Origin of the sequence: Cryobacterium lactosi (assembly GCF_004403945.1) — a bacterium.
GTDB lineage: Bacteria > Actinomycetota > Actinomycetes > Actinomycetales > Microbacteriaceae > Cryobacterium > Cryobacterium lactosi.
The window spans coordinates 83,851-96,162 of the sequence record NZ_SOHM01000007.1 but is presented as its reverse complement, the minus strand read 5'-3'; the positions used below and the strand labels follow the sequence as shown (position 1 = coordinate 96,162).

Annotated in this window: 11 protein-coding genes; 7 read left to right on the top strand and 4 right to left on the bottom strand. The window is 67.3% G+C overall.

What is annotated here, in order from left to right; all coding sequences use genetic code 11:
• Window positions 1–196 precede the first annotated feature (196 nt).
• Window positions 197–559, top strand: a complete 363-nt coding sequence (locus tag E3T61_RS02430) for a YciI family protein (protein WP_134639330.1) — start codon at window positions 197–199, stop codon at window positions 557–559.
• A 4-nt stretch (window positions 560–563) separates the two neighbouring features.
• Window positions 564–1,826: an RNA polymerase sigma factor gene (locus tag E3T61_RS02425; protein ID WP_198418629.1), complete on the top strand. Its 1,263-nt coding sequence runs from the start codon at window positions 564–566 to the stop codon at window positions 1,824–1,826.
• Between the two features lie 48 nt (window positions 1,827–1,874).
• On the opposite strand, the gene treS is transcribed toward E3T61_RS02425, so the two are convergent.
• Entirely contained in the window at window positions 1,875–3,572 is a 1,698-nt protein-coding gene (gene treS, locus E3T61_RS02420; RefSeq protein ID WP_134639328.1) for a maltose alpha-D-glucosyltransferase, read from the bottom strand.
• Window positions 3,573–3,689: 117 nt separating this feature from the next.
• Here treS and E3T61_RS02415 point away from each other — a divergent pair, with 117 nt between their 5' ends.
• Window positions 3,690–4,607, top strand: a complete 918-nt coding sequence (locus E3T61_RS02415) for an alpha/beta fold hydrolase (protein WP_134639327.1) — start codon at window positions 3,690–3,692, stop codon at window positions 4,605–4,607.
• Window positions 4,608–4,624: 17 nt separating this feature from the next.
• Window positions 4,625–5,722: a glycosyltransferase family 4 protein gene (locus E3T61_RS02410; RefSeq protein ID WP_134639572.1), complete on the top strand. Its 1,098-nt coding sequence runs from the start codon at window positions 4,625–4,627 to the stop codon at window positions 5,720–5,722.
• A gap of 19 nt (window positions 5,723–5,741) precedes the next feature.
• Here the strand turns inward: E3T61_RS02410 and E3T61_RS02405 are convergent, their stop codons facing one another.
• Complete coding sequence (locus E3T61_RS02405; RefSeq protein WP_134639326.1) at window positions 5,742–6,311, bottom strand: histidine phosphatase family protein; 570 nt, start codon at window positions 6,309–6,311, stop codon at window positions 5,742–5,744.
• Window positions 6,312–6,351: 40 nt separating this feature from the next.
• Complete coding sequence (locus E3T61_RS02400; protein WP_134639325.1) at window positions 6,352–7,206, bottom strand: Sir2 family NAD-dependent protein deacetylase; 855 nt, start codon at window positions 7,204–7,206, stop codon at window positions 6,352–6,354.
• A gap of 164 nt (window positions 7,207–7,370) precedes the next feature.
• Here E3T61_RS02400 and E3T61_RS02395 point away from each other — a divergent pair, with 164 nt between their 5' ends.
• Both E3T61_RS02395 and E3T61_RS02390 read left to right on the top strand, forming a co-directional pair.
• On the top strand, window positions 7,371–8,174 hold the full coding sequence (locus tag E3T61_RS02395; RefSeq protein ID WP_134639324.1) for a TrmH family RNA methyltransferase: 804 nt from the start codon (window positions 7,371–7,373) through the stop codon (window positions 8,172–8,174).
• Window positions 8,175–8,238: 64 nt separating this feature from the next.
• On the top strand, window positions 8,239–9,462 hold the full coding sequence (locus E3T61_RS02390; protein ID WP_134639323.1) for a D-alanyl-D-alanine carboxypeptidase family protein: 1,224 nt from the start codon (window positions 8,239–8,241) through the stop codon (window positions 9,460–9,462).
• Window positions 9,463–9,477: 15 nt separating this feature from the next.
• Here the strand turns inward: E3T61_RS02390 and E3T61_RS02385 are convergent, their stop codons facing one another.
• Window positions 9,478–10,272 carry an SGNH/GDSL hydrolase family protein gene (locus E3T61_RS02385; RefSeq protein ID WP_134639322.1) on the bottom strand — a complete coding sequence of 265 codons (795 nt, stop codon included), beginning with the start codon at window positions 10,270–10,272 and terminating at the stop codon, window positions 9,478–9,480.
• A 191-nt stretch (window positions 10,273–10,463) separates the two neighbouring features.
• Here E3T61_RS02385 and E3T61_RS02380 point away from each other — a divergent pair, with 191 nt between their 5' ends.
• Complete coding sequence (locus E3T61_RS02380; RefSeq protein WP_134639571.1) at window positions 10,464–12,299, top strand: DEAD/DEAH box helicase; 1,836 nt, start codon at window positions 10,464–10,466, stop codon at window positions 12,297–12,299.
• Window positions 12,300–12,312: the final 13 nt, after the last annotated feature.

The window sequence follows — 12,312 nt, the reverse complement described above, 5'->3', positions numbered from 1 at the left end:
CACGCTTCCGCCGGTTGGACGATGCCGCTGGGCGTGTCGGACACACACGGCGTGGATTCAGGAAGGCAAACACCACAACCCTGATTTCCCGAAAAAAGTTCCTTCGAGTGCTGTCGATCCTTCGGTGCGACTGCGTCATGATTGCGTGAGGCGGAGTACATCGGCTTCTTTTTACATCCGACACAAGGAGATGGCCATGGAATACATGATCTTGATCAACATTGATGAAACGGTTCAGGCGCCGGAGTACGGAGAGCCTGGGTTCGAGGAATTCATGGGCCCCTGGATGGCCTACAACCAGAAGCTCATCGACGGTGGCCACTGGGTGAGCGGAGCGAGCCTGCAACCGACCACGACCGCGACCACCGTGCGCCGCACTGCCGGCACGCCCGACGCCGTAGTCGATGGTCCCTACCTTGAGACCAAGGAGCAGTTCGGCGGCTACTACCTGATCTCGGCCGAAAATCTCGACGAGGCGATCGAGCTTGCCAAGCAGATGCCCGTCCTGGCTGGATCGTTTGAGATTCGGCCAGTTGCCTTCCGTCCGGACGCTAGGTGACAGAGTGGGCGAGGTGGCCATTGTCCAACTCGCCCGCGAGGAGAGCGGTCGCGTGATCGCTCTCCTCGCGCACCGCTTCGGTGACCTCGACCTGGCAGACGAGTCAGTTCAGGATGCCCTGCTCGAGGCCGTCGAGGTGTGGCCGGTTCGCGGCATCCCGTCGAACCCACCCGCTTGGCTCTACACGGTCGCGCGCAATAAGGCCATCGATCGTCTGCGTCGCGCGGCCAGTGCGAAACGCCGGCTTCGCGAGTCTGCCCACGAGCTTGTCGCCGAGCCAGGGGAGGAGGAACCCGACATGGTCGTTGAACATTCCTACGTCGGAGACGAGCAACTGCGGCTGCTGCTGCTGTGTTGCCACCCTTCGCTCGACCGCAATACCCAGGTCGCGTTGACGTTGCGGCTCGTCGGTGGCCTGACCACGACTGAGATTGCTGCCGCCTTTCTGGTCCCAGAGGCGACGCTTGCCCAGCGGATCGTTCGCGCGAAACGCAAGATTCGGGATGCGGGCATTCCGTTGAGCATCCCCGCCAACCTTGACGAGCGAGTCGACGCGCTTTTGGATGTGCTGTACCTCATCTTCAATGAGGGCTACCTGTCCCGAGGCGCCGGTGATTCGGCGATCCGGCCGGATCTTCTGGAGTGCGCGGTGCGGCTCACCGAACAGGCCGTGGAATTGCTCCCCAACAGCGTGGAGGTGCTCGGGCTGCTCGCAGTGGAGCTGTTCGCTCAAGCACGGATCGATACGAGAGTCGATCGTGAAGGCGACCTCATACTGCTCGACCGACAAGATCGCACGCGGTGGGATCTGCAACTCATCGCGGAGGCAAACCGTGTGCTGGCGTTAGCCCTCAGTGCCATGAGACCAGGGCCTTTCCAGGTGCAAGCGATGATCGCAGCGCATCATGGCAACGCTCGCACATCCGCCGACACTGACTGGGCTGCGATCGCGACGCTGTATGCGCAGTTGTCAGCGATGACAGGCTCACCAGTTGTCGAGGTCAACCGCGCCGTGGCGGTAGCAATGGCCGAGGGCCCAGGCGCCGGTCTTGACGTGCTGAATGCAGCGCGCGGGCTCGACGACTACTATCTCTGGCATGCCACACGCGGCGAGCTGCTGCTCCAAAGCTTCGACTTCGGCGGAGCGCGCGAATCCTTTCGCCGCGCGCGCCGTCTGGCCGCGAACCCCGCCGAGCAACGCCACCTGGACCGACGCGTCGCGGATGTCGCTCATGCTGAAACTGATTCCCCACACGAGTCTCGCTGAGCGTGTGGTGAATTTCCGTGCCTACCCTTACTCAAACCCCTAGCCGCACTAGCCGCAGTGCAGCCAAAAGAAGCTCTGCGCGCCCAGGGTGAGGGTGAGGCCGCCCTCCTCGTCGAAGGACGGGAAGACGCCGCCGCCGAAGATGTCGTACAACCGGGTCCCGGCCAGGTCCGGCTCCTCGATCCGGAACGCGACGGGATTGTGCGCAAAACTGAAGACACACAGCACGGTCTCCGGCTGGTCGCCGAAGCTCGAGCCCGAACCGGCGTAGGCCCTGGTGAACGCCAGGATGGACTCGTGGTCGGTATTCAGCACGCGCAGGGTGCCCAACCCGAAGGTTGGGTGGCCCTTCCGCACGTGGATGACGTTCCGGATCCAGTGCAGCAGCGAACCGGACTGCGCGAGGTGGGACTCGACGTTGGTCTGGGCGAAGTTGTAGACCAGCGACTGCACCACGGGCAGGTACAGTTTGCCGGGGTCTGCGGCGGAGAATCCGCCGTTGCGGTCCGGTGTCCACTGCATGGGTGTGCGGGAACTGTCCCGGTCGGGTAGCCAGATGTTGTCGCCCATTCCGATCTCGTCGCCGTAGTACAGGAACGGACTGCCCGGCAGCGAGAACAGCAGGGCGTGCGCGAGTTCGAGCTCGGAGCGGGAATTGTCCAGCAGCGGTGCCAGGCGGCGCCTGATGCCGATATTGGCGCGCATCCGCGGGTCGTAGGCATACCAGCCGTACATGGCCTGCCGGTATTCTTCGCTGACCATCTCCAGGGTGAGCTCGTCGTGGTTGCGCAGGAAGACCGCCCATCCGGCGCCTTCGGGGATGTCCGTCGTTTCGGACAGCACCCGGACGAGTTCGCCGGCGCGCTGGGACCGCAGCGAGTAGAAGATCCTCGGCATCACCGGGAAGTCGAAGGCCATGTGGCACTCCGGTTCCTCCTCGGTGCCGAAGAAAGCGGCAACCTCCCGAGGCCACTGGTTGGCCTCGGCGATCATGATGCGCCCCGGATAGTCCCGGTCCACGACAGCGCGGAGCCGTTTGATGAACTCGTGCGTCGGCGGCTCGCCCTCGCCGTTGCCGTCTTCGGATTCGTACAGGTAGGGGATTGCGTCCAGCCTGAACCCGTCAACACCCAAGTCCAGCCAGAAGCGCACCACACCGAGGATGGCCTCGTGCACGGCTGGATTGTCGTAATTGAGGTCGGGCTGGTGGGAGAAGAACCTGTGGAAGTAGAACTGGCGCCGCACCGAGTCGAACGCCCAGTTCGAGTCCTCGGTGTCGGTGAAGATGATCCGGATGTCAGGGTACTTATTGTCGTCGTCGCTCCATACGTAGAAGTCGCCGAAAGGCCCGCCCGGCTGATGCCTGGACTGCTGGAACCACGGGTGTTGGTCGGAGGTGTGGTTCAGCGGCAGGTCGATGACGATGCGCATGTTGCGCTCGTGTGCCTTCGTGACGAGTTCCTTGAACTCGTCGAGGGTGCCGAATTCGGGCAGGATCGTTCGGTAGTCGGACACGTCGTAGCCGCCGTCGCGCAGCGGGGACGTGAAGAACGGCGGGATCCAGAGCGCGTCGATGCCCAGCCACTGCAGGTAGTCGAGTTTGGAGATCAGCCCGGACAGGTCACCGGCGCCGTCTGCGTTGCTGTCGACGAAGCTGCGTACCATCACCTCGTAGAACACCGCGCGGCGGTACCACAGGGGATCCAGGGTCAGCCCTGGCAGCTGAATGGGTGCGGTAAAGCTCACGGCGTTCCTTCCGCTGACGCTGACGCGGATCTGGATGGTGCAGATGTGGGAGAGTCTAGGTCGATCCGCGCGGGTTGGGTCCAGCCCGGTCAGCGTCGCCCGCCTAAACTGGGAGCGATGATCGTTCCCTCGCCATACGCCGACCTGCTCGCCCTCATGGATGCGCGTGCCCACACCCTCGAGGTGTCCGGCAGCGACACCCGGTACTGGGAGTATGGCGCCCCGGACTCAGCGACCACCGTCGTGATGGTGCACGGGTTCCGCGGCGACCACCACGGCCTCGAGGCCGTCGTCGCGCAGCTGCAGGGCCTGCGGATCATCTCGCCGGACCTGCCCGGCTTCGGTGAATCCGCCGCGTTCGCGGCTGGGCCGCATTCCATCGACGCGTACGCCGCCTGGCTGGCCGAGTTCCTGCGTCTGCTGGCGCTGCCGGGCAGGCTGGTGGTCCTCGGACATTCGTTCGGCTCGATCGTGGTGTCGGCGGCCGCCGCGTCGGCGGAAGGCCTGCCGGCCCAGGATCTGGTGCTGGTGAACCCGATCGCCGCCCCGGCCCTGTCCGGGCCCCGCGGCCTGCTGACCCGGCTCGCCGTGTTCTACTACTGGCTGGCGTCCAAGCTGCCCGAGCGGCTCGGTTTCGGCCTGCTCCGCAACCGGGTCATCGTGCGGGTGATGAGCATCACCATGGCCAAGACCCGGAGCCGGCAGCGGCGGCGCTGGATCCACAACCAGCACGACCGGTACTTCTCCGCGTTCGCGGACCGCACCGTGGTGCTCGAGGCCTTCCAGGCATCCGTGGGGCACGACGTCAGCGAATACGCCACGGACATCAACATCCGCACGCTCCTGATCGCCGCTGAGAAGGACGACATCACCCCGGTCGAGGCCCAGGTTCGGCTGCGCGCACAGTTTCCGGACGCTCAGCTGCATGTCCTGCCCGGGGTCGGCCATCTCATCCACTACGAAGTCCCCGAAGACGCGGCAAGGGAACTGCGCCGTTTCCTGGAGCCGGTTGTCCCGGCGGGAGAGGCGTCATGACCACCGCCGAACGCCCCCTGCGCATCGTCTTCGACTGCCGCTACACCCGGATCGACCGTCACGACGGCATCAGCCGCTACACCGCAGGACTGGTCACCGAACTGGGCCGGTTGCACCCGGTGACGATGCTGATCAGCGACCACAGGCAACTCGCCATGCTGCCGGCTCTGCCCTGGCAGCTCGTGCGGTCGCCCACCAGCCCGCTCGAACCGCTGGTCGCCCTGACCGTGAACCGGCTCGCCCCCGACATCGTCTTCAGCCCGATGCAGACCATGGGCTCCTGGGGCAGGCGATACCGCCTGGTGCTGACGGTGCACGACCTCATTTACTACCGCAACCGCACACCACCGAGGGAGTTCTCCGCCGGCATTCGTCTGCTCTGGCGTCTCTATCACCTCTCCTGGGCGCCGCAGCGGCTACTGCTGAACCGCTCGGACGGCGTCGTGACGGTGTCGGAGACCACCGGTGCACTGATCACGAGACACCGGCTCACCCGCCGGCCCGTGTCCGTCGTTCCCAATGCCGCCGACTCCGTCGCCGGAACGGCCGCGGCCCTCGAACGGAGCGCTCCGGCGACGAAGACCCTGGTGTACATGGGCTCGTTCATGCCGTACAAGAACGTGGACACCCTGGTGCGTGCCGCGGCGGACTTGCCCGGCTACGAGCTGCACCTGCTCAGCCGGATCGGTGACGCCGAACGCGCCCGGCTGACCGCCCTCGCCCCCCAGGCCAGCCTGGTCTTCCACAACGGCGTCAGCGACGAGGAGTACGTCTCGCTGCTGACCAACGCCACGGCGCTGGTCACCACGTCCCTCGACGAGGGATTCGGCATTCCCTTGGTCGAGGCGATGAGCCTGGGCATCCCGGTGGTCGTGAGCGATATCCCCATTTTCCGGGAGATCGGTGGCGACGCGGCAAGCTACGTGGCGCCACGCGACCCGGACGCGGTGGCGGCAGCGGTGCGCCACCTGGAGGCGCCGGGGGAGTGGGCGCGGCGGTCCCGGCTCTCGGTCAGTCAAGCCGCACGTTTCACCTGGGCCGAATCGGCCGCTCGACTGCTCCGGGTGCTGCAGGGCACCGCGGCGACAGCCCGCCGGGCCGACCATAGGGGCTGACCATGGATCAGCGCGCCGGTCAGCGCGCCGAGACGACGCTCTCCAGTTGGAGCCGGCCACCCTGCCAAAGGAAATCGTGGATCGAACCGTTCGGGATCAGTTCACCGGCGGCCGGCCGGCCGCCGGCGGTGGTGTAACGCAAGAGGGTGCCGATCACTCCGCCGTGGCAGACCACGACGACCTCCTGGCCCGGATAGTCCAGGGCGATTCGTTCCAGGGCCGGCAGCACTCTGTCGAGCACGGATTGCCGGCTCTCCAAGCCCGGTACCGATGACCCGTCCGGGAACCGTGCCTGCCGCTCGGTGAAGGTCAACCCCTCGATATGACCGTGGTGGCGCTCGGTCAGTTCCGGCACGACGAGCGGTGCTGGGTGGTCCAGTTCACCCGCGATGATCCTGGCACTCTCGTGCGCCCTCAGCAGCGGGCTGGTCACGATGGCGTCCCAGCGGGAACGGCTCAGCCGCAGCCCGGTCTCGGCGGCCTGGGCGCGACCGGTGGAATTCAGTGGGATGTCGGTGCTGCCCTGGATGCGTTTTTCCAGGTTCCAGTCCGTCTGGCCGTGCCGGACGATCGCGAGCTTGGTGGTCACAACGCTGCCTTCTGCTGGACGGGTACTGCCTTCTGGCACACTACCGACCGGTGAGGCGGGTCACCAACCCGGCAAACGACTCCGACGTGCCAGCCTCCAGTTTAACCAGCGCCCGCCCGTCGCCCTTGGTCGTCCCGCGGTTGATCACCACGATGGGCAGCTTGCGGCGCCGGGCCAGTTCGAGTAACCGGATGCCGGAATTGACCGCCAGGGAGGAGCCTGCCACGATCAGGGCATCCGCTGCCCGCACGAGCGCCGCCGCCGCGGTGAATTTCCCGGTCGGCACCAGCTCCCCGAAGAACACCACATTGGGCTTGAGCAGGCCGCCGCAAACCGAGCAGTCCGGCACGACGAAATCATCGATGTCGACCACGATGGCATCGCCGTCCGGTGCGATCTCGACCTGGTCGGGGTTCGCCAGCACTGGATTGTGCGCTTCCAGACGGGCGGCGATGCTGTCCCGGCCGAAGGCCTGGCCGCAGGAGAGGCAGACCACGAGGTCCATCGACCCGTGCAGGTCGACGACATGGCGGGACCCGGCGCGGGTATGCAGGCCGTCCACGTTCTGGGTGACGATGCCGCTGACCAGTCCGGCCGCTTCGAGGGACACCAACGAAAGGTGACCCAGGTTGGGTTCGGCCGCCCTGAACCGGTGCCAGCCCAAGTGGCTCCCGGCCCAGTAGCGTTTGCGGGCCCGTTCGTCCGCGAGGAAGGTCTGGAATGTCATGGGGACCCGCACCGGGGCGCCAGCGCCGCGGTAGTCGGGGATCCCGGAGTCGGTGCTCACCCCGGCACCGGTGAGGACCGCGGTGCGCCGGCCGCGCAGGATCGCCGCCACTTGATCGAGGGCCTCTTCGGCTGCCGCCGATGTCGTCAGGACAGTCTCGGCCGTCATGGTGCTCCATCCTCGTCCCGTCGCCGCCGGCCCGGCCCCGGGGGAGCCGGCGCGACGATGATGTCCTCTGAGTCTAAACTGGTGAGTTTTCGGCTGTGTTACGGTTCGAGGTTCCCGCTCCGGCAGCTGTGCAACAGACACCTCCCAGAAAGGCGGCGGCCTCCGTGCAGATCGTCCCGATTACCGACCTCGACGCCCCCGGCCTGGCCGACTACTCCCGGCTGACCGATGTGGCCCTGCGCCGGGTCTCCGAGCCGGCCAACGGTCTCTACATCGCCGAGTCGGCCAAGGTGATCGGCCGCGCCCTGGCCGCCGGGCACCGACCCCGTTCGGTTCTTGTGCAGGAGCAGTGGTTGCCGGATGCCCAGCGTCTGCTGGCGGACTGGCCCGACGTTCCGATCTATGTCGGTTCGGCGGCGCTGCTCGAGCAGCTCACCGGGTACAACCTGCACCGTGGCGCGATGGCGGCCATGCACCGGCCTGCCCTGGCCTCGGTGGCCGACATCATTCGTGGCGCCCGGCGCATCGTGATCCTGGAGGACATCGTCGACCACACCAACGTCGGGGCGATCTTCAGATCGGTGGCCGGGCTCGGCGCGGACGCCGTACTGATCACCCCGCGCTGCGCCGACCCGTTATACCGCCGCAGCGTCCGGGTCAGCATGGGGACCGTGCTGCAGGTGCCCTGGACCCGGCTGCCGGAATGGGGGGAGGCCGCACCGGTCCTCAAGGAGAACGGCTTCCATCTCGCTGCCCTGGCCCTGGCCGACGACGCGGTGTCCCTGGACACCTTCGCGACCGACCCGCCGGAACGGGTGGCCCTGATCCTCGGCACCGAGGGCGACGGCCTGAGCCGCCATGCCCTGGCCGTGGCTGACAGCGTCGTCACCATCCCGATGCTGCACGGCGTGGACTCCTTGAACGTCGCCTCGGCCAGCGCCGTCGCCCTGTACGCACTGCGCGCGTAGCCGATTCACGGGGCGCGCGGCAGCCCTGCGAGCCGGTCACGGCGGCCGTGGTTAGAATCATCGAATGTCACTCTCCCGACGCCAGGTCTACCGCCGTCGGCGCATCGCTTTCTTCGGCGTCCTCGCCGTTGCGCTCGCGTTCGTCGCCTACCTCACCAGCACGGGCCTCGCCCCGGTCTCCAGTACGGCCGCGACGCTGGCCGAACCTCCGGCCCTCACCCAGGCGGCCGCGCTGCCCGCCTGGCCGGACCAGGGCGCCGGAGCCATCGGTGCTGTCGGGTTCGACGGGGTCCTGGCGTCCAGCGGGGAGCAGGGGGCTGTGCCCATCGCGAGCATCACCAAGATGGTCACCGCCCTGGTGATCCTGGAGAGCAAGCCGTTGACCGGCGACGACCCCGGGCCGGACATCGAGTTCACCGACGCCGACGTGGACATCTACTACGACGCGATCGCGGAGAACGGGTCGGTGGCGCCCGTCGTGTCCGGCATGGTGCTCAGCCAGCGTGAAGCCTTCGAGACGATGCTGATCCCCTCGGCGAACAACTACAGCGTGTCCCTGGCCGTGTGGGCATTCGGCTCGGTGGATGCCTACCTCGCCGCCGCGGCGGACTTCCTGGCCGCCAATGGGCTGACAGGTACTACCGTCGCCGACACCAGCGGACTCTCCGCCCAGAGTATGAGCAGCCCGGCCGACCTGGTCGCCATCGGCAAGCTGGTCATGGCCGATCCCGTCCTGGCGTCCATCGTGGCCATGCCCACCGCTGAGATTCCGACCGTCGGCACCGTCACCAACACGAACAAACTGCTCGGAGTCGACGGTGTCGAGGGCATCAAGACGGGCACCACCGATGAGGCCGGCGCCTGCCTGCTCTTCGCGGTCGATGTGCCCGTCGGTGACTCGTCGGTCACCCTCGTGGGCGTGGTGCTCGGCGGGGACACCCACAGCGAGCTGAACGAGAGCATTCTCGGCCTGGTCGACAGTGTGGAGCCCGGTTTCCGCACGGTGACCCTGGTGGAGGCCGGGACGCCGTTCGGCACCTACACGACGCCCTGGGGCCAGTCAGGGCAGGCCGTCGCCGAGACCTCTGCGTCCACCGTGGTCTGGTCAGACACCCCGATCACCAGCACCGTGGACGTTACGGCGGTGACCCTGGGCGAGAAGGGCGACTCCGTCGGCAGTCTGGACGTGACCGTCGGATCTGACACGGTCACGGTTCCCCTGGTGCTCGATCAGACCATCACCGATCCGGGCCCGTTCTGGCGTTGGACGCACCCGGGCGAGGTCTAATCGCGAACCCCTGGGTCAGGCCGGATGGTCGAGCCTGGTCACCGGATCCGCGGCGGGACGTTTGGGCAGGACGTGGTCCCCTGACGACTGGTGGCGCACCCGGCGCAGCACCCAGGGCACCAGGTACTCCCGCGCCCAGGCAAGGTCTTCCGTGCGAGCCTGACGCCAGGTGACTCCGGGCATCGGTTCCGGCAGTTGCGGCTCGAGCGGGTTGGGCACGTTGAGCACGTCCAGCACCATCCGCGCCACGGTGTGGTGGCCGAGCGGGTTCAGGTGCAGGCGATCCGGAGCCCACATCCGGGAGTCCTGGATCTCCGTCAACGACCACATGTCCGCCACGATCGCGTCGTGGGCGGCGGCGACGGCGCGGAGATTCTCGTTGTAGATCGCGACCTTGCCCCGCAGCCCCCGCAACACGGGGGAGAAGCGCACATCGGTGCCGGTGAACAGCACCACAGTGGCGCCCTCCGAGCCCAGCAGGGTGACCGCTTCGTCCAGCCGCTCGGCGATGGCGTCAGGGTCGCTACCGGGCCGCAGCACGTCGTTGCCGCCCGCCGAGATCGTCACAAGGTCGGGATGCAGAGCCAGCGCGGGAGCCACCTGCTCGACCAGGATCTGATTCATCAACTTGCCCCGAACCGCGAGATTCCCGTAGGCGAAGTCGTCGGAGCCGAGGCTGAGCATCTCGGCCACCCGGTCAGCCCAACCGCGGTTGCCGCCCGGGCTGGCCGGCTCCGGGTCGCCGACCCCCTCCGTGAAGGAGTCGCCGACGGCGACGTAGCGAGACCACGGATGCTGCTGCTTCGTCATGGTTTCATTCTGCCCCGTCGGGCAGATGTCGGCAGGTGTTGGTAAGTTCTTATGAAGTGACTACTCCACCTGACTTCGGATCCGCTTTCCGGGAACCCTCGCACCGGGAGACCACTGCATCTGGATCCGGCGCACCCGAATCGGCTACACCCGCAACCTTCGCAGCCGCCTCGTTCCCAGCCACGTCGTTCCTGGCCGAGACCGTCGACACCCCGCCCGTCTTCGGGCCGGACCGCGGGCCCGCCGGCACCAGCGCTGCCGAGCACCTCTCACCGTCCTTCCCCGAGCGTGCCGCCTGGGGAACGGCCAGCAAACTGCGGGCCTGGCAGGCCGAGGCCCTCGAGGCCTACTTCCAGCATCAGCCCCGGGACTTCCTCGCCGCCGCAACGCCGGGCGCCGGCAAGACCACCTTCGCATTGCGCCTGGCCGCTGAGTTGCGCGCACGCCGCGTGATCGACCGGATCACCGTCGTCGCCCCGACCGAGCACCTCAAACGGCAGTGGGCCGACGCGGCCGCACGAGCCGGCATCCGCCTCGACCCCGGCTTCAAGAACGCGCACGGTCGCTACGGCAGCCATTTCCACGGCATCGCCGTCACCTATGCCCAGGTGGCCACCCGCGCCGCGCTGCACCGTGAGCTCACCCAGGCCAGCCGCACCCTGGTGATCCTGGACGAGGTACACCACGGCGGCGACGCCCTGAGCTGGGGAGACGCCATCCGGGAAGCCTTCGACCCCGCCACCCGACGGCTGTCCCTGACCGGAACCCCGTTCCGGTCCGACACCTCGCCCATCCCGTTCGTGACCTACCTGCCCGACAAGCACGGCATCCGGCTGTCGCAGAGCGACTACAACTACGGCTACGGCCGCGCCCTGGCGGACGGCGTCGTGCGCCCGGTGATGTTCATGGTCTACGCCGGACACATGAAGTGGCGCACCAGGGCCGGCGACGAGATGGAAGCCAAACTCGGCGAGGGCAACACCAAGGACATCACCTCGCAGGCCTGGCGGACCGCCCTCGAGCCCAGCGGCCAGTGGATTCCCGCGGTGCTTCGGGCAGCGGATGCCCGCCTCACCGAGGTGCGGCACGGTATCCCCGACGCCGGCGGCCTGATCATCGCCACCGACCAGACCACGGCTCGGGCGTACGCGGCGATCCTCGAGGAGATCTCCGGCGAGCCTGCCACCGTGGTGCTCTCCGACGAGAAGGAGTCCAGCGACCGGATCGACGAGTTCTCGCACAACACCCGGCGCTGGATGGTCGCGGTGCGGATGGTCTCCGAAGGGGTGGACGTGCCCCGCCTCGCTGTCGGCGTCTATGCCACGAGCGCGTCAACGCCGCTGTTCTTCGCGCAGGCCATCGGCCGGTTCGTGCGCGCCCGCCGCCGCGGTGAGACGGCGTCGATCTTCCTGCCCAACGTTCCCGGGCTGCTGAGCCTGGCCAACGCCATGGAGCTGGAACGCGATCACGCCCTGGATCGCAGCAACCGCGACGACGGTGACGACGGCATGTACAACCCTGAGGACGCCATGGTGGCGGCCGCGAACAAGACCGAGAAGGCATCGGACGACCTCGGTGAGGAATTCACCTGGCAGGCGTTGGACTCCCAGGCCACCTTCGACATGGTGATGTTCAACGGCGACGAGTACGGCGAACTCGCCGAACCCGGCACCGACGAGGAGTTCGACTTCATCGGCATCCCCGGGCTGCTCGAACCGGAGCAGGTGTCGGAGCTGCTACGCCAACGCCAACAGCGGCAGTCCAAGCGCGGCTCTGAACGGCGCACAGCGGCCGCAGCGGTCGAGGGTGCACCGCCGGAGCCGATCCCGCTCTACCGCACGCTCAAGGAGCAGCGCACGCTGCTGGGCAGTCTGGTGGGCATGTGGTCCAAGTTGTCCGGGGAGCCGCACGCCATGGTGCACGCCGAACTGCGAAGGCTGTGCGGCGGTCCCGCGGTCGCCCAGGCCAGCGTCACCCAGATTCAGAAGCGCATCGATCTGCTCCGCCAACGCCTCGGCCGCAGCTGAGTCGCAGGGCGGT

Coding starts and splice junctions, on each gene's coding strand:
- E3T61_RS02415 (WP_134639327.1), top strand. CDS start 3,690: ATGATCGTTCCCTCGCCATACGCCGACCTGCTCGCCCTCATGGATGCG.
- E3T61_RS02390 (WP_134639323.1), top strand. CDS start 8,239: ATGTCACTCTCCCGACGCCAGGTCTACCGCCGTCGGCGCATCGCTTTC.
- E3T61_RS02400 (WP_134639325.1), bottom strand. CDS start 7,206: ATGACGGCCGAGACTGTCCTGACGACATCGGCGGCAGCCGAAGAGGCC.
- E3T61_RS02430 (WP_134639330.1), top strand. CDS start 197: ATGGAATACATGATCTTGATCAACATTGATGAAACGGTTCAGGCGCCG.
- E3T61_RS02385 (WP_134639322.1), bottom strand. CDS start 10,272: ATGACGAAGCAGCAGCATCCGTGGTCTCGCTACGTCGCCGTCGGCGAC.